Below are 25,939 nucleotides of genomic sequence, written 5' to 3'. Positions count from 1 at the left end.
GAGCCGCCATGAACACCATACTTGCACAACAAATCGCCAATGAAGGCGGCGTCGAAGCCTGGATGATTGCCCAACAGCACAAAAGCCTGCTGCGTTTTTTAACCTGTGGCAGCGTTGATGACGGTAAAAGTACGCTGATAGGTCGTTTGCTACACGATACCCTGCAAATTTATGAAGATCAGCTCTCTTCTCTGCATAATGACAGTAAACGTCATGGCACGCAGGGAGAAAAACTCGATCTGGCGCTGCTGGTAGATGGGCTACAGGCCGAGCGTGAGCAGGGCATTACTATTGACGTCGCGTACCGCTATTTCTCCACGGAAAAACGAAAATTTATTATCGCCGACACGCCGGGCCATGAACAATATACTCGTAATATGGCGACCGGGGCGTCCACCTGCGATCTGGCGATCCTACTGATCGACGCGCGTAAAGGCGTGCTGGATCAGACGCGTCGCCATAGCTTTATCTCCACTCTGTTGGGGATCAAACACCTGGTGGTGGCAATCAACAAAATGGATCTCGTTGACTACCGCGAAGAGACCTTCGCCCGTATTCGTGAAGATTACCTGACCTTTGCTGAACAGTTGCCGGGCGATCTGGATATTCGCTTTGTCCCGCTTTCGGCGCTGGAAGGGGATAATGTCGCCGCGCAGAGCGCGAATATGCGCTGGTACAGCGGTCCGACGCTGCTGGAAGTCCTGGAAACGGTAGACATACAGCGTGCGGTAGACCGTCAGCCGATGCGCTTTCCGGTACAGTACGTCAATCGCCCGAATCTTGATTTTCGGGGGTATGCCGGCACTCTGGCGTCTGGTAGCGTCAAAGTCGGAGAGCGCATTAAAGTGCTGCCGTCTGGCGTGGAATCCAGCGTGGCGCGTATCGTCACTTTTGATGGCGATAAAGAAGAAGCCTATGCGGGCGAAGCCATTACCCTGGTACTCAACGACGACATTGATATTAGCCGCGGCGATCTGCTGCTGGCGGCAAACGAGACGCTGGCACCTGCGCGGCACGCCGCGATCGATGTGGTATGGATGGCGGAACAGCCGCTGGCACCGGGCCAAAGCTACGACGTTAAACTTGCGGGTAAGAAAACCCGCGCGCGTATCGAGGCTATTCGCTATCAGATTGATATCAACAATCTGACCCAACGAGACGTCGAGAGCCTGCCGTTAAACGGTATTGGTCTGGTGGAGATGACATTCGATGAGCCGCTCGCGCTGGATATTTATCAGCAAAATCCGGTGACGGGCGGGCTGATTTTTATCGACCGACTTTCTAACGTCACCGTGGGCGCAGGCATGGTGCGGGAACTGGATGAACGCGGAGCGACGCCGCCCGTGGAATACAGTGCGTTTGAGCTGGAGCTGAATGCGCTGGTACGCCGTCATTTTCCGCACTGGGACGCCCGCGATTTGCTGGGAGATAAACATGGCGCTGCATGATGAGAACGTGGTCTGGCACTCTCATCCCGTTACTGTCGCCGCCCGTGAACAGCTCCACGGCCACCGTGGCGTGGTGCTGTGGTTTACCGGGCTCTCCGGTTCGGGAAAATCAACGGTGGCCGGCGCGCTGGAAGAGGCGTTACATCAGCGTGGCGTCAGTACCTACCTGTTGGATGGCGATAATGTGCGCCACGGTTTGTGCTGTGATTTAGGCTTTAGCGATGCCGATCGCCAGGAGAATATCCGGCGGGTAGGCGAAGTGGCCAGTCTGATGGCGGACGCCGGTCTGATTGTTTTGACGGCATTTATTTCTCCGCACCGCGCCGAGCGGCAACTGGTAAAAGAGCGCGTCGGCCACGATCGTTTTATCGAGATTTATGTCAATACGCCGCTGGCTATCTGTGAACAGCGCGATCCTAAAGGGTTGTATAAAAAAGCGCGCGCGGGCGAGTTGCGTAACTTTACCGGCATCGACGCCATTTACGAAGCGCCTGACTCGCCCCAGGTTCATCTTAATGGTGAACAATTAGTAACAAATTTGGTTTCCCAATTATTAGACCTGCTGAGACGGCGCGATATTATCAGATCCTGAGACACCACCGGGCTTGTATGCCCGGTATGGTCAAGGTTACAGGATTTAATATGCGTAATAGCCATAACATTACTTTCACAAGGTCAGACGCCTTCATGGTCGACGATGACGCCACCAGTGCATTTCCGGGGGCGGTGGTCGGCTTTGTGTCATGGCTGCTGGCGTTGGGGATGCCTTTTCTGCTTTATGGCCCTAACACGCTGTTTTTTTTCCTCTATACCTGGCCCTTTTTCCTCGCGTTAATGCCGGTATCGGTGATTATCGGCATTGCGTTGCATCTGCTGGTAAAGGGCAAAATACTTTTTAGCATCATGTTTACTCTACTGGCGGTAGGCGCGCTGTTCGGCGCGTTATTCATATGGCTATTAGGGTAGACGGGTTATCACTGCGCCTCCGGTCATAATTCAAACCGTAACCAACAATGAGATTATGTTCTCCTTACTCGGGTATACGTAACATCCGGCAAATGTGGTACATTTGCCGGCGTTGTCGCGGCAATCCCGTCCTGAATGTGGAGTCACAGAGGACGTTATGGGATGATGATGCCGTTTTTCAGGGGGCAGGATGGGTAAACTAACGCTGCTGTTGCTGGCTTTACTGGTCTGGCTACAGTACTCGCTGTGGTTCGGTAAGAACGGCATACATGACTATAGCCGCGTCAACGATGATGTGGTCGCGCAGCAGGCGACAAACGCCAAACTTAAAGCGCGTAACGATCAGCTTTTTGCCGAAATTGACGATCTCAATGGCGGCCAGGAAGCGATTGAGGAGCGCGCGCGCAACGAACTTAGCATGACCAAACCGGGCGAAACCTTCTATCGTCTGGTGCCTGACGCCTCAAAACGCGCGGCAACGGCGGGGCAAACTCATCGATAAACCATCCAGGGATTTAACATGGCAGCCACTTTATTGGACGTTTGCGCCGTGGTGCCGGCTGCCGGATTTGGCCGCCGAATGCAAACAGAATGTCCTAAGCAGTATCTCTCAATCGGTAATAAAACCATTCTGGAGCACTCAGTTCATGCGCTGCTGGCGCATCCTCGGGTGACACGCGTTGTTATTGCTATCAGTCCTGGCGATCATCGCTTTGCCCAACTTCCGCTGGCGAATCATCCGCAAATCACCGTTGTGGATGGCGGCAACGAACGCGCTGATTCCGTTTTGGCCGGGTTACAGGCCGTTGCAAAGGCGCAGTGGGTGCTGGTGCACGACGCGGCAAGACCCTGTTTGCATCAGGATGACCTTGCGCGGTTGCTGGCTATCAGCGAAAACAGCCGGGTCGGCGGTATCCTCGCCAGTCCGGTGCGCGACACCATGAAACGCGGCGAACCAGGGAAAAACGCTATTGCCCATACCGTAGAGCGCGCCGATTTATGGCACGCGCTCACCCCGCAGTTTTTCCCCCGCGAACTCTTGCATGATTGTCTGACGCGTGCGCTGAATGAAGGCGCGACCATCACCGACGAAGCGTCAGCGCTGGAGTATTGTGGTTTTCATCCGGCGCTGGTAGAAGGTCGCGCGGATAACATCAAGGTCACCCGTCCGGAAGATCTGGCGCTGGCGGAATTTTATCTGACCCGAACCATCCACCAGGAGAAAGCATAATGCGAATTGGACACGGTTTTGACGTACACGCGTTTGGCGGAGAAGGGCCGATTATCATTGGCGGCGTGCGTATCCCTTATGAAAAAGGGCTATTGGCGCATTCCGATGGCGATGTGGCGTTACATGCGCTGACCGATGCGCTGCTGGGCGCGGCGGCGCTTGGCGATATCGGCAAGCTCTTCCCGGATACCGATCCGGCATTTAAGGGAGCGGATAGCCGCGAACTACTGCGTGAAGCCTGGCGTCGTATTCAGGCGAAGGGGTACACCCTCGGCAACGTGGATGTCACCATTATTGCGCAGGCGCCGAAAATGCTGCCGCATATTCCTCAAATGCGTGTCTTTATCGCCGAAGATCTCGGCTGCCATATGGATGACGTTAACGTGAAGGCGACGACGACGGAAAAGCTCGGATTTACCGGACGCGGAGAAGGCATTGCCTGCGAAGCGGTCGCGTTGCTGATGAAGGCGGCGAAATGACAGAGTTTGACAATCTCACCTGGCTGCACGGAAAACCACAAGGTAGCGGATTGCTGAAAGCGAATCCGGAAGATTTTGTGGTGGTTGAAGATTTAGGCTTTACGCCGGATGGTGAAGGCGAGCACATTCTGCTGCGTATTTTGAAAAACGGTTGCAATACCCGTTTTGTCGCTGACGCGCTGGCGAAATTCCTGAAAATTCACGCTCGCGAAGTGAGCTTTGCCGGGCAAAAAGATAAACACGCCGTTACCGAGCAGTGGCTGTGCGCGCGCGTGCCGGGGAAAGAGATGCCCGATTTCAGCGCCTTTCAGCTGGAAGGTTGTAAAGTGCTGGAATACGCGCGTCACAAGCGTAAGCTGCGTTTAGGCGCGCTGAAAGGCAATGCCTTTACGCTGGTGTTGCGTGAAATAAGCGATCGCCGCGATGTCGAAACGCGATTGCAGGCGATTCGCGATGGCGGCGTGCCGAACTATTTTGGCGCACAGCGATTCGGCATTGGTGGCAGCAACTTGCAGGGCGCGCTGCGCTGGGCGCAAAGTAACGCGCCGGTGCGCGATCGCAATAAACGCAGTTTTTGGTTGTCGGCGGCGCGTAGCGCGTTGTTTAATCAAATTGTTCACCAGCGGCTGAAGAAACCAGACTTTAATCAAGTTGTTGACGGCGATGCGCTACAATTAGCGGGGCGTGGAAGCTGGTTCGTCGCGACATCTGAAGAACTGCCTGAATTGCAGCGCCGGGTAGACGAAAAAGAGCTGATGATTACAGCATCGTTGCCGGGCAGCGGAGAGTGGGGAACACAGCGTGCGGCGCTGGCGTTTGAGCAAGATGCCATTGCCCAGGAAACGGTGTTGCAATCGCTGTTGCTGCGCGAAAAAGTAGAGGCGTCGCGCAGAGCGATGCTGCTTTATCCGCAACAATTAAGCTGGAACTGGTGGGATGACGTTACCGTCGAGTTACGTTTCTGGCTGCCCGCAGGCAGTTTTGCCACCAGCGTAGTAAGGGAACTGATCAACACAATGGGTGATTATGCGCATATTGCTGAGTAACGATGACGGGGTTCACGCGCCCGGTATACAAACGCTGGCGAAAGCGCTGCGTGAGTTTGCTGATGTACAGGTCGTAGCCCCGGATCGTAACCGCAGCGGCGCGTCTAATTCCCTCACGCTGGAATCTTCGCTTCGTACTTTTACCTTTGATAATGGCGATATCGCCGTACAGATGGGGACGCCGACCGATTGCGTCTATCTGGGCGTTAATGCCTTAATGCGTCCGCGTCCGGATATTGTCGTTTCCGGTATTAACGCGGGTCCGAATCTGGGTGATGATGTGATCTATTCCGGTACTGTCGCCGCGGCGATGGAAGGTCGTCATCTCGGCTTTCCGGCATTAGCGGTCTCCCTTAACGGCTATCAACATTATGATACGGCTGCAGCCGTGACTTGCGCGCTTTTGCGAGGGTTAAGCCGGGAGCCGTTGCGTACCGGGCGTATTCTCAACGTGAATGTCCCGGATCTACCGTTAGCGCAGGTTAAAGGCATCCGCGTGACTCGCTGTGGTAGCCGCCATCCAGCGGATAAAGTGATCCCGCAGGAAGATCCGCGCGGTAATACATTGTACTGGATTGGCCCGCCGGGCGATAAATACGATGCCGGGCCGGATACCGATTTCGCGGCGGTGGATGAAGGCTACGTCTCCGTCACGCCGTTGCATGTGGATTTAACCGCGCACAGCGCGCATGATGTGGTTTCAGACTGGTTAGACAGCGTGGGAGTTGGCACGCAATGGTAAGTGGACGTGTACAGGCTCTTCTTGAACAATTGCGCGCGCAGGGTATCAGAGATGAGCAGGTGCTTAATGCGCTTGCTGCAGTGCCGCGCGAGAAATTTATTGATGAAGCGTTTGAACATAAGGCCTGGGAAAATATCGCTTTGCCGATAGGCCAGGGTCAGACGATTTCGCAGCCCTATATGGTGGCGCGAATGACGGAGCTGCTCGAACTGACACCGCAATCCAGGGTGCTGGAAATTGGCACCGGTTCCGGCTATCAGACGGCGATTCTGGCGCATCTGGTACATCACGTTTGCTCCGTTGAGCGGATTAAGGGGCTGCAATGGCAGGCGCGTCGCCGCCTGAAGCAGCTCGATTTACATAATGTTTCTACCCGTCATGGCGATGGCTGGCAAGGCTGGCAGGCGCGTGCGCCGTTTGACGCTATCATTGTGACGGCCGCGCCGCCGGAAATTCCTACCGCGCTCATGGCACAGTTGGATGAAGGCGGCATTCTTGTTCTGCCCGTGGGCGATGAGCAGCAGTTTTTGAAACGCGTGCGTCGCCGGGGCGGCGAATTTATTATCGATACCGTGGAGGCCGTTCGCTTCGTCCCGTTAGTCAAGGGAGAGCTGGCCTAGTTTGCCCTGCAAACACCCACTATTACGCCTGATGAAGCCGAAACGAATACCTGGAGTTTTCCTGGTTATTCCCGGTGGGTTAAGCGTATCGTGAACACATTTTCCCGTGTTCACTTAATGCGTTGCACGGTTCTTACGTCACTGGTTGTTAACCAAATTTTTTCCTGGGGGATAAATGAGCGCGGGAAGCCCAAAATTCACCGTTAGTCGCATTGCGGCACTATCACTGGTTTCACTATGGCTGGCAGGTTGTACCAGTTCGTCAAACCCTCCGGCGCCGGTTACGTCTGTGGACAGTGGTTCGTCATCAAATACCAATTCCGGGATGTTGATCACACCGCCGCCAAAAATGGGCGCGACGACGCAACAAACGCCGCAACAAGCGCCGCAAATTCAACCCGTTCAGCGTCCTGTAACGCAGCCCATGCAAACTCAACCGGTCGCGGAACAGCCCGTGCAGATGGAAAATGGGCGAATCGTATACAATCGCCAGTATGGGAATATTCCGAAAGGTAGCTATACGGGTGGCAGTACTTACACCGTGAAAAAGGGTGATACGCTTTTTTACATCGCCTGGATTACCGGGAACGATTTCCGCGATCTGGCCCAGAGAAACAGTATTCCTGCCCCGTATAGCCTGAATGTAGGGCAAACTTTGCAAGTTGGTAACGCATCCGGTACGCCAATTACTGGCGGAAATGCGATCACCCAGGCGGATGCAGCACAGCAAGGAGTTGTGACCAGGTCTGCACAAAATTCCACCGTTGCAGTTGCGTCTCAACCAACAATTACGTATTCTGAGGGCTCAGGTGAACAAAGTGCTAACAAAATGTTGCCAAACAACAAGCCTGCTGGGACGGTTGTCACAGCGCCTGTAACGGCACCAACGGTAAGCACGACCGAACCAAATGCAAGCAGTACGTCAACCAGCGCGCCGATTTCCGCATGGCGCTGGCCGACGGATGGCAAAGTGATCGAAAACTTTGGCGCTTCCGAAGGGGGCAATAAAGGGATCGACATTGCAGGCAGTAAGGGACAGGCTATCGTCGCAACCGCTGATGGGCGCGTCGTATATGCCGGTAACGCGCTGCGTGGTTACGGTAATCTTATTATCATCAAACATAACGATGATTACCTGAGTGCCTACGCCCATAATGATACGATGCTGGTCCGGGAACAACAGGAAGTTAAGGCGGGGCAAAAAATCGCTACTATGGGTAGCACCGGCACCAGCTCTACACGCTTGCATTTTGAAATTCGTTACAAGGGGAAATCCGTAAACCCGCTGCGTTATTTACCGCAGCGATAAAGCGGCGGAACCAGGCTTTGACTTGCTAGTTCCGTCAAGGGATCACGGGTAGGAGCCACCTTATGAGTCAGAATACGCTGAAAGTTCATGATTTAAATGAAGACGCGGAATTTGATGAGAACGGAGTAGAGGCTTTTGACGAAAAAGCCTTGAGTGAAGAGGAACCCAGTGATAACGACCTGGCTGAAGAAGAGCTGTTATCGCAAGGGGCCACACAGCGTGTGTTGGACGCGACTCAGCTTTACCTTGGTGAGATTGGGTATTCACCACTGTTAACAGCCGAAGAAGAAGTCTATTTTGCGCGTCGCGCACTGCGTGGAGATGTCGCTTCTCGCCGTCGCATGATTGAGAGTAACCTGCGTCTGGTGGTAAAAATTGCCCGCCGTTATGGCAATCGTGGACTGGCGTTGCTGGACCTGATTGAAGAGGGCAACCTGGGGCTTATCCGTGCAGTCGAGAAGTTTGACCCGGAACGCGGGTTCCGCTTCTCAACATACGCAACCTGGTGGATTCGCCAGACAATCGAACGGGCGATTATGAACCAAACCCGTACGATTCGCTTGCCGATTCACATTGTTAAAGAGCTGAACGTATACCTGCGCACCGCACGTGAGTTGTCGCATAAACTGGACCACGAACCGAGTGCGGAAGAAATTGCAGAGCAACTGGATAAACCGGTTGATGACGTCAGCCGTATGCTTCGTCTCAACGAGCGCATTACCTCGGTAGACACCCCGCTGGGCGGTGATTCCGAAAAAGCGTTGCTGGACATCCTGGCCGATGAAAAAGAGAACGGTCCGGAAGACACCACGCAAGATGACGATATGAAACAGAGCATCGTCAAATGGTTGTTCGAACTGAACGCCAAACAGCGTGAAGTGCTGGCGCGCCGTTTCGGTCTGCTGGGATATGAAGCTGCGACACTGGAAGATGTAGGTCGTGAAATCGGTCTTACGCGTGAACGTGTTCGTCAGATTCAGGTTGAAGGCCTGCGCCGTCTGCGCGAAATTCTGCAGACGCAGGGGCTGAATATCGAAGCGCTGTTCCGCGAGTAAGTACCCTTGTCAAAAAAAGGCCAGTCGACAGACTGGCCTTTTTTTTACCGTTTGTCTTCTGCCAGCAACGGCGGGATACTCGGCACCATTGGCGCGTTATCAATATCTTTTTGCGTCATGCGAAACGCTTGTGGATAGTGTTCGCGGCTGGTACGACGTAACGGTTCGGTATCGCGCCAGGTATACAGACAATGCTGACACTGATATACCGTCCAGACTCCTTTTACCGGCGAAGTCGCCATGAGTTCAATATGTGCATCGGCACAGCGTGGACAAATCATCGGTTACTCCTTATTTACGGTTGGCCAGCATGGCGGTCAGCTTTTCAGCCCAGGCTTTAGTTTCCGGTAAATCAAAAACCGGCTGGCTATAGTGACCACGGTTATCTGGCGCAACCGGCGTGGTGGCGTCAATGATCAGCTTGTCGGTAATCCCCGCCGGGCTTGAGCCCGGATCCAGTTCCAGGACGGACATATTCGGTAGCTGTACCAGATCGCCTGCCGGATTCACTTTCGACGACAACGCCCACATCACCTGTGGCAGATTGAATGGATCGACATCTTCATCGACCATGATCACCATCTTCACATATCCCAGACCGTGCGGCGTCGTCATCGCTCGCAGGCCCACCGCACGGGCAAAGCCGCCGTAGCGTTTTTTGGTTGAGATGATGGCCAGCAGGCCGTGGGTGTACATGGCGTTTACCGCCTGCACTTCCGGAAATTCGGCTTTCAGCTGTTGATACAGTGGCACGCAGGTCGCCGGCCCCATCAGGTAGTCGATTTCCGTCCACGGCATACCTAAATAGAGCGATTCAAAAATGGGTTTGCTGCGGTAAGAGACCTTATCGATACGCACCACGGTCATGTTGCGACCGCCGGAATAGTGGCCGGTAAATTCGCCGAACGGTCCTTCAATTTCACGTTTACGGCTTTCGATGACCCCTTCAAGAATGACTTCAGATCCCCACGGCACATCAAAACCGGTCAGCGGCGCGGTGGCGATAGGATAGGGGCTTTCACGCAGCGCGCCTGCCATTTCATACTCTGACTGATCGTATTTCAGCGGCGTTGCGCCCATCAGGGTAATGATCGGATCGTTACCCAACGTGATCGCAATCGGCAGATCTTCGCCACGCTCTTCAGCTTTGTGCAGGTGCAATGCGATATCATGCATCGGCACTGGTTGCAGACCCAGCTTACGCTTGCCTTTAACTTCCATACGGTAGATGCCGACATTCTGCTTGCCGAAGTTATCGGGATCGAGCGGATCGCGTGATACCACACAGGCTTTATCCAGATAGAATCCGCCGTCGCCGTCGTTCAGACGAAACAGCGGCAGGATATCAAACAGGTTGATCGCGTCGCCGTCGACGGTATTTTCCGCCCAGCCCGGATTCGCCCGTCGTTCCGGCGCTACCGGAAAATTGTCCCAGCGGCGAATAAATTCATCGATCTGTTTTTTAACCGGCGTGTTAGGCGGCAAACCCAGTGAGATGGCATGGTTCTGCCAGGAACCGATGGTATTCATCGCCACGCGGGCGTCGGTAAAACCACGAATATTGTCAAACCACAGCGCGGGCGCGCCATCGCCGATGCGTCCCGTTGCGTTGGCAGCGGCGGCGAGATCCGGCTCCGCATTCACTTCCTCGCTGATTTTCAGCAGTTGTCCCTGCTGATCCAGCGCATGTAAAAAACTGCGCAAATCATCAAATGCCATTATCCATTCTCCTGTGAAAAATTTGCTGCCTGTCGCAGTCCTTGCCAGCGGCGCGCGCGCGTATGCTCCAGACCAAACTGGTCGAGAACGCGCGCTACGATGTGCTGGATAATATCGTCAACGGTTTGCGGCAGGTTATAGAACGCGGGCATGGGCGGCACTATCGCCACCCCCATACGAGAAAGCGCAAGCATGTTTTCCAGATGAATCGTGCTGAGCGGCATTTCCCGCGGCACAAGCACCAGCTTGCGACCCTCTTTCAACACGACATCGGCAGCGCGTCCCACCAGCCCCTCGGCATAGCCGGCGCGAACCCCCGCCAGTGTTTTCATACTGCAGGGGATAATAATCATGCCGTCGGTACGAAATGAGCCGGAGGAAATGGTCGCCGCCTGATCGGCCGGGCTATGACAATAATCTGCCAGGGCGGCTACCTCAGCGGGCGTGTAGGGCGTCTCCAGTTCAATAGTGGTTTTCGCCCACTTTGACATTACCAGATGCGTTTCAACATCAGGTATCGCCCGCAATGCCTGGAGTAGCTCGACGCCAAGCGGCGCGCCGGTCGCACCGGTCATCCCCACAATCAATCTCATTTCTTACCTCAAATATCGTTCGTATACGAACATTTTGATCAAAATACGCCCACACGGCCTTTGCGACAAGATCGCTCCCGACGCCTGCGCACGTTTAGCTAAAGCATTCGTCATTAAAAAACCGTGCATAAGTCGTTATGATAGAAAAAGTTAATTTATCCGGAGCGCTCATGGAGTTACGAAACACCGCGTTTCATCTGTTACGCCAACTTTTTCAGCAACATACCGCACGCTGGCAGCATGAACTACCGGAGCTCACCAAACCTCAATATGCGGTGATGCGCGTTATTGCTGAACATCCGGGTATTGAACAGGTCGATCTGACCGAAGCGGCGGTCAGCACTAAAGCGACGCTGGCGGAGATGTTAAGCCGGATGGAAAATCGTGGGCTGGTAAAGCGAGAAAACGATCCGCTGGATAAACGTCGGCGTTTTGTCTATCTCACCGTTCAGGGCCAAACGTTGCTCGCCGCCGCGATACCACTGGGGGATCGCGTTGACGATGAGTTTTTGGGGCGACTGAGCGCTGAAGAACGCGAACAGTTTACGCAACTGGTACGCAAGATGATGACGTAAGCGGCTTGCGCCGCTTCGCTATTGTTTGGCCATCAGCAGTGAGATATCCACTTTGGCCAGCGCCCGAATTGCGCTTTCCGGCAGGCCGTCATCGGTGACGATTTGGTTGAATTCCGCCAGCGGTAACGCCAGCCATGTAGCGACCTGGCCGTATTTGGTCGCGTCGCACACCAGAATTTTTTGGCGGCTGGCGCTGGCGACGGCCCGTTTCACCGTGACTTTATCTTCTGCCGGCGTTGAAATACCGCGCACGCTCCAGGAAGAGGCGGAAATAAAGGCCTGGTCAATCATCAGCCCGCGCAAAAGCGTCGCTGCGGCTTCACCGACGCACGACCGGTTTTCCCGACATACCGCCCCGCCAGTGTGAATAATTGTGCAATCGCTATTGTCCATCAGGTAATCGGCGATAACGAAATCATTCGTCACCACCGTAAGTTTATTCATCGTAACCAGCTGCCTGGCAATCGCCAGCGTGGTAGTACCTGCATCAAGGTAGATACAGCTTTCTGGCTGTACCAGGCTGGCGGCCAGTTTGCCAATCGCCGCTTTCTGCGGCGTCGCCAGTTCGGTTTTGATCTGATGCGAGGGTTCGTGCGCCACGCGAGTCGATGATTGCACGCCGCCAGAGACCTGGATTACCGCGCCTTGCTGCTCCAGTTTTTGTAAATCACGGCGGATAGTCATGTGGGATACATGCATGCGCTCGGTCAGTTCAGCGATACTGACGATGCCTTTCTCCGCCACCATATCAAGAATGATTTGTCGACGCTCAGTAGGTATCAACGTCTGCTCCTTTCTTTAGTCCTGTCGCGATTTTACGCGATTTCTCGTCACAGCGTGTGAAGTTCTATGAGGATTGCCTTCACAAAAAACAACACATTTTGTTATTTTTTGTGAAACAACTCACCGCAATTGTTTACAAAAACTCCTATATTCACATAACAAAACATAATATCACGTAAATTAACATGGAGTGATAATGACAACAGGAACTGATTTTCATGTCGGCATTGTGGGGCTTGGCTCAATGGGAATGGGCGCTGCGCGTTCATGCCTGCGCGCCGGGCTTTCCACATGGGGGGCCGATCTTAACCCGCAAGCGTGCGCGAATCTTCTCGCTGAAGGGGCTTGTGGGGCTGCCGCCAGCGCCAGGGAGTTCGCCAGCGTCGTGGATGCGTTAGTCATTCTGGTCGTCAATGCCGCCCAGGTCAGACAGGTGTTATTCGGTGAGGATGGCGTCGCCCATCTGATGAAACCCGGAAGCGCGGTGATGGTTTCGTCTACGATCTCAAGCGCCGACGCGCAAGAGATCGCCGCGGCGTTGACGGCATTGAATCTTAACATGCTGGATGCGCCGGTTTCCGGCGGCGCGGTAAAAGCGGCGCAGGGCGAAATGACGGTGATGGCCTCCGGGAGCGAGGCGGCGTTTACCCGCCTGAAGCCTGTGCTGGACGCCGTTGCCAGCAACGTTTATCGCATCAGCGATACGCCGGGCGCAGGCTCAACCGTCAAAATCATTCATCAACTGCTGGCTGGCGTGCATATTGCGGCGGCGGCCGAAGCGATGGCGCTGGCCGCGCGGGCCGGTATTCCTCTGGACGTGATGTATGACGTCGTGACCCATGCCGCCGGCAACTCCTGGATGTTCGAAAACCGTATGCAGCATGTCGTTGACGGCGACTATACCCCGCGTTCGGCCGTCGACATTTTTGTCAAAGATTTGGGGCTGGTTGCCGACACGGCGAAAGCGCTGCGCTTCCCCTTACCGCTGGCCTCTACGGCGTTAAATATGTTCACCAGCGCCAGTAACGCCGGTTATGGCAAAGAGGATGACAGCGCTGTGATCAAAATTTTCTCAGGGATTACTCTGCCTGGCGTCACGCCTGAGGAGCCGTCATGTTAAAAATTGGCGTCATTGCCGACGATTTTACCGGCGCGACCGACATCGCCAGTTTTCTGGTCGAAAACGGGATGCCGACAGTGCAGATCAATGATGTCCCAACCGGGACGCAACCGGAAGGGTGCGACGCGGTGGTTATCAGCCTGAAAACCCGCTCATGCCCGGCGCAAGAGGCGATAAAACAATCGCTGGCGGCGCTGGTATGGCTGAAAAAACAGGGCTGCCAGCAAGTCTATTTCAAATATTGCTCGACTTTCGATAGTACCGCCGAAGGCAATATCGGCCCGGTCACCGATGCGCTGATGGTGGCGCTGGATACCTCATTTACCGTGATTTCTCCCGCGCTGCCGGTTAACGGACGCACGGTTTATCAGGGCTATCTGTTTGTCATGAACCACTTGCTGGCGGAGTCCGGTATGCGCCACCACCCTATCAATCCGATGACCGACAGCTACCTGCCGCGTCTGATGGAAGCGCAGGCGCAAGGGCGCTGCGGCGTTATTCCGGCTCAGACGCTTGATGAAGGCGTTGCCGCGACCCGTGCGGCGCTGTCGCGTTTACAGCAGGAAGGATATCGCTACGCGGTACTTGACGCGCTCAATGAGCGGCACCTGGAAATTCAGGGCGAGGTTTTGCGTGATGCCCCGCTGGTGACTGGCGGTTCCGGGTTGGCAATGGGGCTGGCGCGTCAGTGGGCGAAGCACGGCGTTTCTCAGGCCCGTTCCGCAGGCTATCCGCTGAGCGGTCGCGCGGTGGTGCTTTCCGGTTCCTGTTCGCAAATGACGAATCAGCAGGTGGCCTTCTATCGACAACATGCTCCCACACGCGACGTTGACGTGGCGCGCTGCCTGTCATCCGAGACGCGCGAGGCCTACGCTGAAGCGCTGGCGCAGTGGGTGCTCAGTCAGGACAGCGAACTGGCGCCAATGATTAGCGCCACCGCCTCCACGCAGGCGCTGGCCGCCATCCAGCAGCAATATGGCGCTACCGAAGCCAGCCATGCGGTAGAGGCGCTCTTTTCCCTGCTGGCCGCTCGCTTAGCGGAAGGCGGTATCACCCGGTTTATCGTGGCGGGCGGCGAAACCTCGGGCGTGGTGACGCAAAGCCTCGGTATTACCGGTTTTCACATTGGACCGTGCATTTCACCCGGCGTGCCGTGGGTCAACGCGCTCCATGCGCCAGTCTCACTGGCGCTAAAGTCAGGCAATTTTGGCGATGAATCCTTTTTCATCCGCGCTCAAAGGGAGTTTCAGATATGACGACACTGGCAAAAGAAGAGCACGCTTTGCGAGAAGAGATGGTCAGGATAGCCGCCTCGTTTTTCCAGCGCGGCTATGCCACCGGCTCGGCAGGCAACCTCTCGCTGTTACTGCCGGACGGCAATATTCTGGCGACGCCCACCGGTTCGTGTCTGGGTAATCTCGACCCGCAGCGGCTATCCAAAGTGGACCCGCAGGGCGAATGGCTCAGCGGCGATAAACCGTCTAAAGAGGTGCGTTTTCATCTGGCATTGTATCGCAATAACCCTTGCTGCAAGGCCGTGGTACATCTGCACAGCACCTGGTCAACGGCGCTTTCCTGTCTCGAAGGGCTGGACCCGCAAAATGTGATTCGCCCGTTTACCCCCTATGTGGTGATGCGGATGGGAGACATTCCGCTGGTTCCCTACTATCGCCCGGGGGATGACCGAATTGCCCGCGATTTGGCAGCGCTGGCGGCCCGGCATCAGGCCTTTTTACTGGCTAATCATGGGCCGGTCGTGTGCGGGGAGAATTTGCAGGAAGCCGCTAATAATACCGAGGAGCTGGAAGAGACGGCAAAGCTGATTTTTATCCTTGGCGAACGCCCGATTCGTTATTTAACCACCGAAGAAATTGCGCAGTTAAGGAGATAACCCGATGCCGCGTTTTGCCGCCAATTTGTCGATGATGTTTACCGAAGTGCCGTTTATCGAGCGTTTTGCCGCTGCTGCCGAAGCCGGTTTTCAGGCTGTTGAGTTTCTGTTCCCCTACGGCTTTGCCGCCAGCGAGATTAAAGCCCAGCTATCGCGTCATGATCTGACGCTGGCGCTGTTTAATACTTCGGCGGGCGATACCGCGGCGGGCGAGTGGGGACGTGCCGCGCTACCGGGGCGCGAACACGACGCGCGCGCCGATATCGATCTGGCTCTGGAATACGCTCTGGCGCTGGAATGTGAGCAGGTTCACATCATGGCGGGCGTAGTGCCGGATGGCGCTGATGGCGCACGTTATCGCGCCACGTTTATCGATAATTTGCGTTATGCCGCCGACCGGTTTGCCGCCCACGATAAACGTATTTTGATCGAAGCGCTGAGTCCCGGCGTTAAACCCGGCTACCTCTTTTCCAGCCAATATCAGGCGCTGGGCATCGCAGAAGAGGTTGACCGCCCGAATGTGTTCATCCAGCTCGACACTTTCCATGCGCAAAAAGTGGATGGCAATTTGAGTCACCTGATTCGCGAGTACGCGGGCCGCTATGCCCATGTACAAATCGCCTCGCTACCGGACAGACATGAACCGGATGATGGCGAGATCAACTACCCGTGGCTGTTCCGGCTGTTCGATGACGTAGGTTATCGCGGCTGGATAGGCTGCGAATACCAACCACGGAATACCACTCAGGACGGGCTTGGCTGGTTTAACGCCTGGCGCTAACCCTGAACTACCCTACACAACAATAAAGAGGACATCCGGATGCAGATTATCATTACCGGCGGGGGCGGCTTTTTAGGCCAGAAACTCGCAAGCGCCTTATTAAACTCATCGCTGGCGTTTAACGAACTGCTTCTTGTTGATTTAAAAATGCCTGCACGGTTATCAGATTCCCCTCGTTTACGCTGCCTGGAAGCTGACTTAACCCAGCCGGGCGTGTTGGAGAGTGTGATTACCGCTAATACCTCTGTTGTTTATCATCTCGCTGCGATTGTCAGCAGTCATGCGGAAGACGATTTCGATCTGGGATGGAAAGTTAACCTGGATCTTACACGCCTGTTACTTGAGGCGTGTCGTCGACAACCGCAGAAAATTCGTTTTGTCTTCTCCAGCTCGCTTGCCGTTTATGGCGGTACGCTGCCGGAATGCGTCACCGATACCACCGCGCTCACGCCGCGCTCGTCTTATGGCGCGCAGAAAGCCGCCTGTGAACTGTTGGTCAACGATTATACCCGCAAAGGCTATGTGGATGGGCTGGCGCTGCGTTTGCCGACGATCTGTGTTCGCCCGGGTAAACCAAACCGCGCCGCTTCTTCTTTTGTCAGCGCGATTATTCGTGAACCGTTGCAGGGCGAGACGACCGTCTGCCCGGTGTCGGAAAGTTTGCGGCTGTGGATTTCCAGCCCGGCGACGGTGATCCATAACCTGTCGCTGGCCGCAACGTTACCCGCGCCTGGCGAGGCGAGCAGCATCAACTTACCCGGGATCAGCGTAACCGTGGGCGAGATGCTGGAAACGTTGCGTCAGGCGGGCGGCCAGGCGGCGCGCGATCGGGTTACGCATCAGCGCGACGAAGGCGTCGAGAAAATTGTCGCCTCCTGGCCGGGACGTATCGATAACCAGCGTGCGCTGGCGTTAGGTTTTGTCGCCGATAAACGCTTCGATGACATTATCGAACGCTTTCGACAAGATGATATGGAGGGGAGGTCATGACAAGTTTACCGACCCCAATTATCGGCCTGATCGTTGCCGTTTTCGTTCTGGTATGGCTGGTGTTACGCACCCGTGTTCATGCGCTGATCGCGATGCTGGCGGCGGCCTGTATTGCCGGTCTGTTGGGGGGAATGGGCATTGATAAAACGCTCTCTGTCATCACCAGCGGATTCGGTACGACGCTGGGCAGCATTGGCCTGGTGATTGGTCTCGGCGTAATGATGGGGCGCTTGCTGGAGGTTTCCGGCGCGGCGGAGCGTATCGCCTGGAGCTTTATCAAATGGCTGGGGAAACGCCGTGAAGAGTGGGCGCTGGCGATCACGGGTTATATTGTCAGCATCCCCATTTTCGTCGATTCCGCTTTTGTCATTCTTTATCCGGTGGCGAAAGCGCTGGCGAAAAGCGGTAAACGTTCGCTACTGACGCTGGGCGTCGCGCTGGCGGGCGGGCTGGTGGTCACTCACCATACGGTACCTCCGACGCCCGGTCCGCTGGGGGTAGCCGGGATTTTTAACGTCGACATCGGCGCAATGTTATTGACCGGGATGGCGCTGGCGGTGCCCTGTGTGATCGGCATTGTGTTCTATGCGCAGTGGCTGGATAAACGCTACCCTGATTTCGTGCCGCGCACGCTGAACGCCGATGAAGTCAATGCCGCGCTGGAGCAGTACAACAAAGAGAAAGAGCAAAAGGATCTGCCGAGCCTGACGCTCTCTCTGCTGCCTATTGTGGTGCCGATCGTGCTGATCTTCCTGAAGGCTATCTGTTCCACCCTCGCCACTGTAGAAGGATGGTCCGGCCTGGCGACGCATCCGGTGGTACAGGCAATCAACTTTGTGGGAAGTCCGGTGATCGCGTTGGCCATCAGCGTTCTGCTGGCGGTGTATACGCTGGTGCCGCGCATGGATAAACATACCACCGCAGAGCGTCTGGAAGAGGGCTTGCAAAGCGCCGGGATTATCTTACTGGTCACGGGCGCTGGCGGCGCGTTGGGCGCGATCCTGCGCGACAGCGGCGCGGGACAACAGCTGGCGGAGCAGGTTGCCAACCTGCCGATCTCGCCGATCCTGATCCCGTTTATCGTGGCGACGCTGGTACGCCTGATTCAGGGATCGGGGACGGTGGCGATGATCACTGCCGCCTCGATTTCCGCGCCGATCCTGGCGCAGATCCCCGGCATCAATATGTTGCTTGCCGCTCAGGCCGCAACGATGGGGTCGCTGTTCTTCGGCTACTTCAACGATAGCCTGTTCTGGGTGGTTAACCGCATGATGGGCGTCTCTGATGTCAAACAGCAGATGGTGGTTTGGTCTGTACCGACGACCATTGCCTGGGCGATTGGCGGCACCGGCGTGGCGCTGATTAACCTGCTGTTTGGTTCCGGCGGCAGTTGGCTCGATCCGTTACTGCCGATTGTCGTTCTGGCGGCAATTATGCTGTGGGTGCGTTGGCAGGCGCAGGGGATCAAAGACAAGCTGGTAGTTAAGGATTAAGACGGTATTATCCGTCCGGGAGCGCAATGCTCCCGGACTGGCTACAATGATGGGGCGTGCTCCCCGCAATCCCATTGCGAACGTAAAAAATCAATAAATGTGCGTACTTTTGTCGATACATGGCGGGCGTCCGGATAAACGGCATAAATGCCCTGACGGGGAAAATGATAGTCGGGTAACAGGTGAATTAACGTTCCATCCTCCAGTGCGGTGTTGACTAACCATTGCGGCAGTAATGCGACGCCGCTTCCCGCAAGAGCGAAGGCCATCAGCGAGCGCGCGCTGTCGACAGAAATTTTGCCGGCTTTGCTTATCTCCAGGCGTGAGTGTTGGCCATGATTATTCGTTACTGTCCACCGTAGCGGCGTAGGTAATCGCTCATGAATAATCCATTCCGCCTGAGCCAACGACTCCAGCGACGACACGGGGTTGCGGGCGAGCCACTGCGGCGCGGCGACCGGCAGAATGGTAAAGCGGGATATCAGCGCGGCGCGATAGCGGGAGTCGGCCAGCGAGCCAAGCCGAATCGCCACATCAAAGCGCTCGGCAATTAAATCGGCATGATGTGATGAGGACATATGCCGAATACGGAGATCGGGATGGCGCTGACTAAACTGCGCCAGTACCGGAATGACCACCTGTTCGCCAAACTCGGGCGTAGTGGTAATACGTAACTCGCCGCCCAGCCCACTATGGCTGGCACGCACTTCATCCTGCAAATTTTTCGCTGCGTTGAGTAAATTCACGCCTTTTTGGTAAAAGAGGACGCCGGCGTCTGTGAGCGTCAGTCGTCGGGTGGAACGTAGCAGTAACGTTACGCCAAGCTCTTTTTCAAGCTGCCGAATATTAAAACTCACTACCGCTTTTGTTTGGCCCGATGCGGCGGCGGCCGCCGTGAAGCTGCCGCTATCTACCACGGCGACAAACAGCGACATACGCTGCAAATTGAGCATGGCGAGCTCCTTTACTGTCAAAATTATTTTGACAGTATATCGTTGAAGCGCGGACTTATCTGGCTTTCTCCGGACGGCTACATTAGCGCCTCTGACGGAGGATGCATAATGACGTATCGCAGTAAAGTGGCAGTGGTTTACCTGCTCGGCTTCTTTCTTGATCTGATTAATCTGTTTATTGCCAGCGTGGCTTTTCCTGCGATGTCCGTGGATCTGCATACGTCCATATCGGCGCTGGCATGGGTGAGTAATGGTTATATCGCAGGATTAACGCTGATCGTTCCGTTTAGCGCGTTTCTTTCGCGTTATCTCGGCGCTCGACGGCTGATCATATTTTCGCTCATCCTGTTTAGCGTTGCCGCCGCTGCCGCAGGTTTTGCCGATTCCTTACACAGCCTTGTTTTCTGGCGTATTGTGCAGGGGGCGGGCGGTGGCTTATTGATCCCGGTTGGTCAGGCGTTAACCTGGCAACAGTTTAAACCGCATGAACGCGCTGGCGTGTCATCGGTCGTCATGATGGTGGCGCTACTGGCGCCGGCATGTTCGCCTGCGATTGGCGGGCTGCTGGTGGAAACGTGCGGCTGGCGCTGGATATTCTTTGCCACGCTGCCGATGGCCGTTCTCACTTTATTGCTCGCTTATCGTTGGCTGAACGCCGCGTCGACGACAATGGCGTCAGCAAGATTGCTCCATCTGCCGTTGTTGACGGACAGGCTGCTGCGTTTTGCCATGATCGTCTATCTGTGCGTACCGGGTATGTTCATTGGTATCAGCGTGGTCGGGATGTTTTATCTACAGAACGTCGCGCAGCTATCGCCTGCGGCGGCGGGGTCGCTGATGCTTCCCTGGTCGATCGCTTCATTTGTCGCCATTATGCTTACCGCACGTTACTTCAATCGGCTTGGGCCGCGTCCGCTGATTATCGTCGGCTGTCTTCTTCAGGCCGCAGGGATACTGCTTTTAACTAACGTTACGCCTGCGACATCGCACCGTGTACTGATGATGATATTCGCCTTAATGGGCGCTGGCGGCAGTTTGTGCAGCAGTACCGCGCAGAGTGGCGCTTTCCTGACTATTGCTCGCCGGGACATGCCTGACGCCAGCGCGCTATGGAATCTTAATCGTCAGCTCAGCTTTTTCCTTGGCGCGACGCTGTTGACGCTGCTGTTAAATGCGCTCCAGCGCGTTATGTCGCTTGAGGTTGCTTATCGCTGGACCTTTATTGCTGCCGCCGGTATCACCCTGCTGCCCCTTATTTACGCTGTCTGTCTAAACAATAGACAGGCGCTTCTGTGCCTGAAAAAGGAAAGATCATGAATCCATATAAAGATGAAATTATTCACGCCCATGCGGCGATTGAGAGCTGGCTTAGTAAGGGGATAGGTAGCCTGGAGGCGTTGATAGCGCGTTTCGCTGCTGATTTTACGATGATAACGCCAGGCGGTGTTTGTCTGGATTATCCGGCGCTCGGCGCTTTTTTCCAGGCGCAGCGCGGGTGTCGCCCGGGGCTGGTTATCGTGGTTGAGCATATTGACCTTGTGGCGGAGTGGCCGGAAGGCGCCGCGCTGCGTTATCGTGAGCGACAGCAACTGCCGGGCCAGGCCGAGACGGTACGCTGGTCGACGGTTATTTTAAAAAGGGAAAGAGGACGGATAGTCTGGCGTCATTTACACGAAACGACAGTCACAGCCTGAAAAGCCTGTTCCGGCGCGTGGGCCCGATAACGCGCCGCTATCGGGCCCGACACGTTTACACCAGACTTTTCAGCCGATAGATCCACTCCAGCGCCTGGCGTGGCGTCAGGGAGTCCGGATCGAGATTCTCCAGCGCTTCAACGGCAGGCGATGTCTCCTCCGGGGCCGCAAGCAACGACATTTGCGTGCCGTCCACCTGCGTTGCCGCCGCATTGGGCGAGATGCTTTCCAGCTCGCGGAGTTTTTGGCGCGCGCGTTTGATGACTTCTTTAGGGACGCCCGCAAGCGCCGCGACCGCCAGGCCATAGCTCTTACTTGCCGCGCCGTCCTGCACGCTGTGCATAAACGCGATAGTATCGCCGTGTTCCAGCGCATCCAGGTGGACGTTCGCCACGCCTTCCATTTTCTCCGGTAATTGGGTCAGCTCGAAGTAGTGGGTAGCGAACAGCGTTAACGCTTTAATCTTATTCGCGAGATTCTCCGCGCAGGCCCAGGCCAACGACAGCCCGTCATACGTGGAGGTACCGCGCCCGATTTCATCCATCAATACCAGACTGTTTTCCGTGGCATTATGCAGAATGTTCGCGGTTTCGGTCATCTCCACCATAAAGGTCGAACGCCCGGAAGCCAGGTCGTCCGCTGCGCCGACGCGGGTAAAAATACGGTCGATGGGGCCGATTTCCACGTTTTGCGCCGGAACGTAACTGCCGATATAGGCCAGCAGGGCGATCAATGCTGTTTGCCGCATATAGGTACTTTTACCGCCCATATTGGGGCCGGTAATGATCAACATCCGGCGCTGCGGCGACAGGTTGAGCGGGTTAGCGATAAACGGCTCATTCAGTACCTGTTCAACCACCGGGTGGCGACCTTCGGTAATACGGATACCGGGTTTATCGGTAAATGTCGGGCAGGTGTAATTCAGCGTCCAGGCGCGTTCGGCCAGGTTAACCAGCACATCCAGCTCCGCCAGCGCGTTGGCGCTCTGCTGTAAATCGGCCAGATGCGGCAACAGCAGATCAAACAATTCGTCATATAGCTGTTTTTCCAGCGCCAGCGCTTTGCCTTTCGAGGTCAGAACTTTATCTTCGTACTCTTTTAGCTCAGGAATAATGTAGCGTTCGGCATTTTTCAGCGTCTGGCGACGCACATAATTGATGGGTGCCAGATGGCTTTGACCACGGCTAATCTGAATGTAATAACCATGTACCGCGTTATAGCCGACTTTCAGCGTATCCAGCCCGGTACGCTCGCGCTCGCGAATTTCCAGACGATCGAGATAATCGGTGGCGCCGTCCGCCAGCGCGCGCCATTCGTCCAGCTCTTCATGGTAGCCGGGCGCAATAACGCCGCCGTCGCGGACCAGTACCGGCGGCGCGTCAATAATGGCGCGTTCCAGGAGGTCGCGCAGCTCGGCGAAATCGCCCATTTTTTTACGCAACGCCTGTACCGGCGCGCTGTCAACGGTTTCAAGCTGAGCGTGCAATTCCGGCAGTTGCTGAAAGGCGTGACGCATTCGGGCGAGATCGCGCGGACGCGCGGTGCGCAGCGCCAGACGCGCAAGGATACGCTCCAGATCGCCGACCTGACGCAGCACCGGTTGCAGCTCGCTGACGGTGTCCTGCAAGGCGCCGATGGTCTGCTGGCGTTCACGCAATATGTCGGTATTTCGTACCGGCATATGCAGCCAGCGTTTAAGCATTCGGCTACCCATTGGCGTCACGGTACAGTCAAGCACCGCGGCGAGGGTATTTTCGACACCGCCGGCCAGGTTCTGGGTAATTTCCAGATTGCGGCGGGTGGCGGCATCCATAATGATGCTGTCCTGCTGGCGTTCCATCGTAATGGAACGAATATGCGGCAGGGAGGTGCGCTGGGTATCTTTTACGTACTGTAACAGGCAGCCTGCCGCACATAATCCACGCGAGGCATTTTCGACGCCGAAACCGACCAGATCCCGCGTACCGAATTGCAGATTTAACTGCTGGCGGGCGGTATCAATCTCAAACTCCCACAGCGGGCGACGGCGCAGACCCCGGCGTCCCTCTATTAACGCCATTTCAGCAAAATCTTCGGCATACAACAGTTCGGCGGGATTGGTGCGCTGCAACTCTGCGGCCATCGTTTCACGGTCGGCGGGTTCGCTCAGACGAAAGCGCCCGGAGCTGATATCCAGCGTGGCGTAACCGTAGCCTTTACCATCCTGCCAGATAGCCGCCAGCAGGTTATCCTGACGCTCCTGTAACAGGGCTTCATCGCTGATGGTGCCAGGCGTAACGATACGCACGACCTTACGTTCAACGGGACCTTTGCTGGTGGCCGGATCGCCAATCTGTTCGCAAATAGCGACGGATTCGCCCTGATTGACCAGTTTCGCGAGGTAGTTTTCTACGGCATGGTGCGGGATACCCGCCATAGGGATAGGTTCGCCAGCCGATGCGCCGCGTTTGGTCAGCGAAATATCGAGCAACTGCGACGCACGCTTTGCGTCGTCATAAAACAGCTCGTAAAAGTCTCCCATACGATAAAAGAGCAGGATCTCCGGATGCTGGGCTTTCAGCTTGAGATACTGCTGCATCATTGGTGTGTGGTTGGAGAAGTCCTTATCAAATGACTCATTCATATTGATTTTACTCGTTTTTTTATTCTTTCAAGTGCTCATGTGGCCCCGGGGAAAACCCTTATAAACTCACATAAACCCATAAATTTGTAGCTCACCTGTAGCCTAAAATGTGACAGGTTACATTCTCATCATTCCTGGACTACAACAGGGGTGATACTTTGAAAACAACTCTCAGCCAGCCTTTCATTATCAACAAGTTAAGTATCAATGTTAAGTCTGCGCTCAGTCGCTCTGGAAAAATCGTTTTCGAAGCTAACCCAGCTCAAAAACTCTACATTGTTTTCGATGACCACAGAGAAGCTCCTGTTGGTTTCGGGGTAAAAGCCAGTTTGACGAAAAAAACCTACGTAATCCAGCGAAGAGTAGCCTCGTCAGATCGTAATGTCAGTGAGGGTAGGAAGCCAAGTTCTGTCTTGAAAGTAAAAGTTGGAAATGTGTTCGATTTTCCAAATATTGACGAAACAAGGCAAGTAACCAGGCAATTAGTTCAGACCATGCTCGCAACAAAGAGAAATCCCAACAAAATTAAGAGGGAAACGGATGCTTCCGAACTCAAAATGAGACTGTAATTAAAATTGTGTAATTGCCTGATTTTGATATGTTCGATTCAACATCAAAAGCTGGTTGCTTTATGGACGAAAACAGTTGCAGGATCTGGCTAATGCACTGGCCAAAATCTCAAAATACCTGAAGATCTCAGCCCGTTCGATCGTCTGCTGAAGAAAAACCAGACTCGCATTTCCTGCATAGATAACCAACATGCTATCAAAAGCGTACAGTGTTTCCGACGGACGAGTCAGTGAAAAAGGTCGTGTGACTGGCAATTCAGGCCGACATCCGAAAATGGACAATGTCGCTAAGGGACTGGCTCATGACAACGAGTCGCTTTATTATCACGCTCGGGTTCGGTAGCCGCCTGGACGTTCACTTCTGAGAAAGGCATTTACACCGAATGGTGTATAGGCTCGTGGTTGGTCTTCGGTGAGAGGCAGGATGTCTCTCATTAATCTCCGGGAGCGTACAATAGTTGCTCCGGCAGCCTGAAGGATGAAGTGTATATAACTTAAAACATAACGGATATAGCTTCCTTACTCAACCTGACGTAATACGCCGACAGTAAAATCAGGGATACCATACCATCATGGAAAGTCGTCAATACACCCGGCATCTTTCGCTTTCGGAGCTGAAATGGTTTGCTATCGGGATCGGTTTTTTTATTCTCAGCATAGCAACAGCCACCGTGAATTATCGGCTTTCCGGTATATCGCTACTGGTGGGCCTGTTGTTTATCATCTGGAAATTCAGCGTCACAGTTCTGTTTCTGTTTACGCCACGCAGGATGACGTTAACCGAAACCGCGTTGCAGGCCGGGCATCGGGTTATCCATTACGATGCGCTTGAATCAATGCGTCTGCTCCACCAATCCGACAAACTCATCTTGCGCCACAGTGGCGGCAAGAAGTACGTCATCTACCTTGATTTCTGGAACGATGGCAACGGAATTTACGACCGACTGGCTGCTGAACTTGTCCGGCGACACGGTTCTGCGCTGGGTGCGCGCCTCGCCGCCGATGGACGTCTTAAATTCGGCAAAGTGACCGCGCTGGCGGATCGGCTTGAACACAAAAACCGGGCGGTGCCGTATGCGCAGATCGCCAGTATTCGCACCCAGCGCGAGGAGGGTGCTGGCAGTTCAATGAGCTATCTGATGATTAGCACCGCTACGGGCCGGATCTGCAAAATCGACCGCTCCACTATCGTCAATGAGCCGCTGCTGCTCAACTTTCTTTCCCAGCGTTTACCCGCCTGACGACATTTTTATACAAGG

Annotated in this window: 28 protein-coding genes and 1 pseudogene; 22 read left to right on the top strand and 7 right to left on the bottom strand. The window is 55.0% G+C overall.

Annotated elements, in window-relative coordinates; all coding sequences use genetic code 11:
• Positions 1–8 precede the first annotated feature (8 nt).
• The 9 genes from cysN to NA624_RS14285 all read left to right on the top strand — a co-directional run bounded on the left by cysN (position 9) and on the right by NA624_RS14285 (position 6,532).
• Positions 9–1,448, top strand: a complete 1,440-nt coding sequence (gene cysN, locus NA624_RS14325; protein ID WP_001092259.1) for a sulfate adenylyltransferase subunit CysN — start codon at positions 9–11, stop codon at positions 1,446–1,448.
• Positions 1,435–2,040 (top strand): adenylyl-sulfate kinase, encoded by a 606-nt coding sequence (gene cysC / locus NA624_RS14320; RefSeq protein WP_001173661.1) that lies wholly within the window; start codon positions 1,435–1,437, stop codon positions 2,038–2,040. Before cysN ends, cysC begins: the two co-directional genes overlap by 14 nt.
• A 50-nt stretch (positions 2,041–2,090) precedes the next feature.
• The gene (locus tag NA624_RS14315; RefSeq protein ID WP_001543221.1) at positions 2,091–2,414 is read left to right on the top strand and encodes a DUF3561 family protein; all 324 of its coding nucleotides are present in this window, start codon (positions 2,091–2,093) and stop codon (positions 2,412–2,414) included.
• A gap of 190 nt (positions 2,415–2,604) precedes the next feature.
• Positions 2,605–2,916, top strand: a complete 312-nt coding sequence (gene ftsB, locus NA624_RS14310; protein ID WP_000517480.1) for a cell division protein FtsB — start codon at positions 2,605–2,607, stop codon at positions 2,914–2,916.
• A gap of 18 nt (positions 2,917–2,934) precedes the next feature.
• A complete protein-coding gene (gene ispD, locus NA624_RS14305) occupies positions 2,935–3,645 on the top strand; it encodes a 2-C-methyl-D-erythritol 4-phosphate cytidylyltransferase (protein WP_000741649.1) in 711 nt (236 codons plus the stop codon).
• Positions 3,645–4,124, top strand: coding sequence for a 2-C-methyl-D-erythritol 2,4-cyclodiphosphate synthase (ispF, locus tag NA624_RS14300; RefSeq protein WP_001219244.1), 480 nt, complete (start codon positions 3,645–3,647; stop codon positions 4,122–4,124). The genes ispD and ispF overlap by 1 nt, the downstream gene beginning before the upstream one ends.
• Positions 4,121–5,170 carry a tRNA pseudouridine(13) synthase TruD gene (gene truD / locus NA624_RS14295; protein WP_000134246.1) on the top strand — a complete coding sequence of 350 codons (1,050 nt, stop codon included), beginning with the start codon at positions 4,121–4,123 and terminating at the stop codon, positions 5,168–5,170. Before ispF ends, truD begins: the two co-directional genes overlap by 4 nt.
• Positions 5,151–5,912: a 5'/3'-nucleotidase SurE gene (gene surE, locus NA624_RS14290; RefSeq protein ID WP_001221538.1), complete on the top strand. Its 762-nt coding sequence runs from the start codon at positions 5,151–5,153 to the stop codon at positions 5,910–5,912. Before truD ends, surE begins: the two co-directional genes overlap by 20 nt.
• The gene (locus NA624_RS14285) at positions 5,906–6,532 is read left to right on the top strand and encodes a protein-L-isoaspartate(D-aspartate) O-methyltransferase (RefSeq protein WP_000253545.1); all 627 of its coding nucleotides are present in this window, start codon (positions 5,906–5,908) and stop codon (positions 6,530–6,532) included. The genes surE and NA624_RS14285 overlap by 7 nt, the downstream gene beginning before the upstream one ends.
• A 138-nt stretch (positions 6,533–6,670) precedes the next feature.
• Here NA624_RS14285 and NA624_RS14280 read toward each other — a convergent pair whose 3' ends face one another.
• A complete protein-coding gene (locus NA624_RS14280) occupies positions 6,671–6,829 on the bottom strand; it encodes a peptidase (RefSeq protein WP_223148970.1) in 159 nt (52 codons plus the stop codon).
• Here NA624_RS14280 and nlpD point away from each other — a divergent pair.
• Together nlpD and rpoS are read left to right on the top strand one after the other, a co-directional pair.
• Positions 6,759–7,841, top strand: a complete 1,083-nt coding sequence (gene nlpD / locus NA624_RS14275) for a murein hydrolase activator NlpD (RefSeq protein WP_223163312.1) — start codon at positions 6,759–6,761, stop codon at positions 7,839–7,841. The genes NA624_RS14280 and nlpD overlap by 71 nt on opposite strands.
• Before the next feature lie 62 nt (positions 7,842–7,903).
• A complete protein-coding gene (gene rpoS, locus NA624_RS14270) occupies positions 7,904–8,896 on the top strand; it encodes an RNA polymerase sigma factor RpoS (protein WP_000081498.1) in 993 nt (330 codons plus the stop codon).
• 44 nt (positions 8,897–8,940) lie between these two features.
• Here rpoS and NA624_RS14265 read toward each other — a convergent pair whose 3' ends face one another.
• Genes NA624_RS14265 through NA624_RS14255 form a run of 3 tightly spaced genes read right to left on the bottom strand, consistent with a single transcriptional unit; the run spans position 8,941 to position 11,208 of the window.
• On the bottom strand, positions 8,941–9,177 hold the full coding sequence (locus tag NA624_RS14265; RefSeq protein WP_000562967.1) for a non-oxidative hydroxyarylic acid decarboxylases subunit D: 237 nt from the start codon (positions 9,175–9,177) through the stop codon (positions 8,941–8,943).
• 10 nt (positions 9,178–9,187) lie between these two features.
• Positions 9,188–10,615: a non-oxidative hydroxyarylic acid decarboxylases subunit C gene (locus NA624_RS14260; RefSeq protein ID WP_000863167.1), complete on the bottom strand. Its 1,428-nt coding sequence runs from the start codon at positions 10,613–10,615 to the stop codon at positions 9,188–9,190.
• Entirely contained in the window at positions 10,615–11,208 is a 594-nt protein-coding gene (locus NA624_RS14255; RefSeq protein ID WP_001237180.1) for a non-oxidative hydroxyarylic acid decarboxylases subunit B, read from the bottom strand. Before NA624_RS14255 ends, NA624_RS14260 begins: the two co-directional genes overlap by 1 nt.
• Positions 11,209–11,378: 170 nt before the next feature.
• Here NA624_RS14255 and NA624_RS14250 point away from each other — a divergent pair, with 170 nt between their 5' ends.
• Positions 11,379–11,783: a MarR family winged helix-turn-helix transcriptional regulator gene (locus NA624_RS14250; protein WP_000423338.1), complete on the top strand. Its 405-nt coding sequence runs from the start codon at positions 11,379–11,381 to the stop codon at positions 11,781–11,783.
• Between the two features lie 18 nt (positions 11,784–11,801).
• On the opposite strand, the gene ygbI is transcribed toward NA624_RS14250, so the two are convergent.
• Positions 11,802–12,566: a DNA-binding transcriptional repressor YgbI gene (gene ygbI, locus NA624_RS14245; protein ID WP_000613179.1), complete on the bottom strand. Its 765-nt coding sequence runs from the start codon at positions 12,564–12,566 to the stop codon at positions 11,802–11,804.
• 196 nt (positions 12,567–12,762) lie between these two features.
• On the opposite strand from ygbI, the gene ltnD reads away from it, so the two are divergent.
• The 6 genes from ltnD to NA624_RS14215 are packed head-to-tail and all read left to right on the top strand — an operon-like array spanning position 12,763 to position 18,841.
• Positions 12,763–13,686: an L-threonate dehydrogenase gene (gene ltnD, locus NA624_RS14240; protein WP_000206964.1), complete on the top strand. Its 924-nt coding sequence runs from the start codon at positions 12,763–12,765 to the stop codon at positions 13,684–13,686.
• Positions 13,680–14,942, top strand: a complete 1,263-nt coding sequence (gene otnK / locus NA624_RS14235; RefSeq protein ID WP_000912487.1) for a 3-oxo-tetronate kinase — start codon at positions 13,680–13,682, stop codon at positions 14,940–14,942. Before ltnD ends, otnK begins: the two co-directional genes overlap by 7 nt.
• On the top strand, positions 14,939–15,577 hold the full coding sequence (otnC, locus tag NA624_RS14230) for a 3-oxo-tetronate 4-phosphate decarboxylase (protein WP_000209068.1): 639 nt from the start codon (positions 14,939–14,941) through the stop codon (positions 15,575–15,577). Before otnK ends, otnC begins: the two co-directional genes overlap by 4 nt.
• Positions 15,578–15,581: 4 nt before the next feature.
• Positions 15,582–16,358, top strand: coding sequence for an HPr family phosphocarrier protein (locus tag NA624_RS14225; RefSeq protein ID WP_001136899.1), 777 nt, complete (start codon positions 15,582–15,584; stop codon positions 16,356–16,358).
• A 39-nt stretch (positions 16,359–16,397) separates the two neighbouring features.
• Positions 16,398–17,348 (top strand): D-erythronate dehydrogenase, encoded by a 951-nt coding sequence (gene denD, locus NA624_RS14220; RefSeq protein WP_001165738.1) that lies wholly within the window; start codon positions 16,398–16,400, stop codon positions 17,346–17,348.
• Positions 17,345–18,841, top strand: a complete 1,497-nt coding sequence (locus NA624_RS14215; protein ID WP_000202725.1) for a GntP family permease — start codon at positions 17,345–17,347, stop codon at positions 18,839–18,841. Before denD ends, NA624_RS14215 begins: the two co-directional genes overlap by 4 nt.
• 41 nt (positions 18,842–18,882) lie before the next feature.
• On the opposite strand, the gene NA624_RS14210 is transcribed toward NA624_RS14215, so the two are convergent.
• Entirely contained in the window at positions 18,883–19,815 is a 933-nt protein-coding gene (locus tag NA624_RS14210; RefSeq protein ID WP_000216319.1) for a LysR family transcriptional regulator, read from the bottom strand.
• An 87-nt stretch (positions 19,816–19,902) separates the two neighbouring features.
• Between NA624_RS14210 and NA624_RS14205 the strand changes: the two genes are divergently transcribed.
• Complete coding sequence (locus NA624_RS14205) at positions 19,903–21,111, top strand: MFS transporter (RefSeq protein ID WP_000222397.1); 1,209 nt, start codon at positions 19,903–19,905, stop codon at positions 21,109–21,111.
• Positions 21,108–21,488: a DUF4440 domain-containing protein gene (locus tag NA624_RS14200; RefSeq protein WP_001070465.1), complete on the top strand. Its 381-nt coding sequence runs from the start codon at positions 21,108–21,110 to the stop codon at positions 21,486–21,488. Before NA624_RS14205 ends, NA624_RS14200 begins: the two co-directional genes overlap by 4 nt.
• A gap of 55 nt (positions 21,489–21,543) precedes the next feature.
• On the opposite strand, the gene mutS is transcribed toward NA624_RS14200, so the two are convergent.
• Positions 21,544–24,111, bottom strand: a complete 2,568-nt coding sequence (gene mutS / locus NA624_RS14195) for a DNA mismatch repair protein MutS (RefSeq protein ID WP_001005807.1) — start codon at positions 24,109–24,111, stop codon at positions 21,544–21,546.
• Positions 24,112–24,269: 158 nt separating this feature from the next.
• On the opposite strand from mutS, the pseudogene NA624_RS14190 reads away from it, so the two are divergent.
• A pseudogene (locus NA624_RS14190) lies at positions 24,270–24,668 on the top strand (cytoplasmic protein); the annotation flags it as partial.
• Between the two features lie 584 nt (positions 24,669–25,252).
• Positions 25,253–25,921 (top strand): hypothetical protein, encoded by a 669-nt coding sequence (locus NA624_RS14185; protein ID WP_000445914.1) that lies wholly within the window; start codon positions 25,253–25,255, stop codon positions 25,919–25,921.
• Positions 25,922–25,939 lie beyond the last annotated feature (18 nt).

This window comes from Salmonella sp. NW38 (assembly GCF_051807745.1).
Classification (GTDB): domain Bacteria; phylum Pseudomonadota; class Gammaproteobacteria; order Enterobacterales; family Enterobacteriaceae; genus Salmonella; species Salmonella enterica.
This window is presented reverse-complemented; position numbering and strand designations above follow the sequence as displayed.

Excerpts from the sequence above, each read along its gene's own strand:
- cysN (WP_001092259.1), top strand. The coding sequence starts at position 9 with ATGAACACCATACTTGCACAACAAATCGCCAATGAAGGCGGCGTCGAA.
- cysC (WP_001173661.1), top strand. The coding sequence starts at position 1,435 with ATGGCGCTGCATGATGAGAACGTGGTCTGGCACTCTCATCCCGTTACT.
- NA624_RS14315 (WP_001543221.1), top strand. The coding sequence starts at position 2,091 with ATGCGTAATAGCCATAACATTACTTTCACAAGGTCAGACGCCTTCATG.
- ftsB (WP_000517480.1), top strand. The coding sequence starts at position 2,605 with ATGGGTAAACTAACGCTGCTGTTGCTGGCTTTACTGGTCTGGCTACAG.
- ispD (WP_000741649.1), top strand. The coding sequence starts at position 2,935 with ATGGCAGCCACTTTATTGGACGTTTGCGCCGTGGTGCCGGCTGCCGGA.
- ispF (WP_001219244.1), top strand. The coding sequence starts at position 3,645 with ATGCGAATTGGACACGGTTTTGACGTACACGCGTTTGGCGGAGAAGGG.
- truD (WP_000134246.1), top strand. The coding sequence starts at position 4,121 with ATGACAGAGTTTGACAATCTCACCTGGCTGCACGGAAAACCACAAGGT.
- surE (WP_001221538.1), top strand. The coding sequence starts at position 5,151 with ATGCGCATATTGCTGAGTAACGATGACGGGGTTCACGCGCCCGGTATA.
- NA624_RS14285 (WP_000253545.1), top strand. The coding sequence starts at position 5,906 with ATGGTAAGTGGACGTGTACAGGCTCTTCTTGAACAATTGCGCGCGCAG.
- rpoS (WP_000081498.1), top strand. The coding sequence starts at position 7,904 with ATGAGTCAGAATACGCTGAAAGTTCATGATTTAAATGAAGACGCGGAA.
- NA624_RS14265 (WP_000562967.1), bottom strand. The coding sequence starts at position 9,177 with ATGATTTGTCCACGCTGTGCCGATGCACATATTGAACTCATGGCGACT.
- NA624_RS14260 (WP_000863167.1), bottom strand. The coding sequence starts at position 10,615 with ATGGCATTTGATGATTTGCGCAGTTTTTTACATGCGCTGGATCAGCAG.
- NA624_RS14255 (WP_001237180.1), bottom strand. The coding sequence starts at position 11,208 with ATGAGATTGATTGTGGGGATGACCGGTGCGACCGGCGCGCCGCTTGGC.
- NA624_RS14250 (WP_000423338.1), top strand. The coding sequence starts at position 11,379 with ATGGAGTTACGAAACACCGCGTTTCATCTGTTACGCCAACTTTTTCAG.
- ltnD (WP_000206964.1), top strand. The coding sequence starts at position 12,763 with ATGACAACAGGAACTGATTTTCATGTCGGCATTGTGGGGCTTGGCTCA.
- otnK (WP_000912487.1), top strand. The coding sequence starts at position 13,680 with ATGTTAAAAATTGGCGTCATTGCCGACGATTTTACCGGCGCGACCGAC.
- otnC (WP_000209068.1), top strand. The coding sequence starts at position 14,939 with ATGACGACACTGGCAAAAGAAGAGCACGCTTTGCGAGAAGAGATGGTC.
- NA624_RS14225 (WP_001136899.1), top strand. The coding sequence starts at position 15,582 with ATGCCGCGTTTTGCCGCCAATTTGTCGATGATGTTTACCGAAGTGCCG.
- denD (WP_001165738.1), top strand. The coding sequence starts at position 16,398 with ATGCAGATTATCATTACCGGCGGGGGCGGCTTTTTAGGCCAGAAACTC.
- NA624_RS14215 (WP_000202725.1), top strand. The coding sequence starts at position 17,345 with ATGACAAGTTTACCGACCCCAATTATCGGCCTGATCGTTGCCGTTTTC.
- NA624_RS14205 (WP_000222397.1), top strand. The coding sequence starts at position 19,903 with ATGACGTATCGCAGTAAAGTGGCAGTGGTTTACCTGCTCGGCTTCTTT.
- NA624_RS14200 (WP_001070465.1), top strand. The coding sequence starts at position 21,108 with ATGAATCCATATAAAGATGAAATTATTCACGCCCATGCGGCGATTGAG.
- mutS (WP_001005807.1), bottom strand. The coding sequence starts at position 24,111 with ATGAATGAGTCATTTGATAAGGACTTCTCCAACCACACACCAATGATG.
- NA624_RS14185 (WP_000445914.1), top strand. The coding sequence starts at position 25,253 with ATGGAAAGTCGTCAATACACCCGGCATCTTTCGCTTTCGGAGCTGAAA.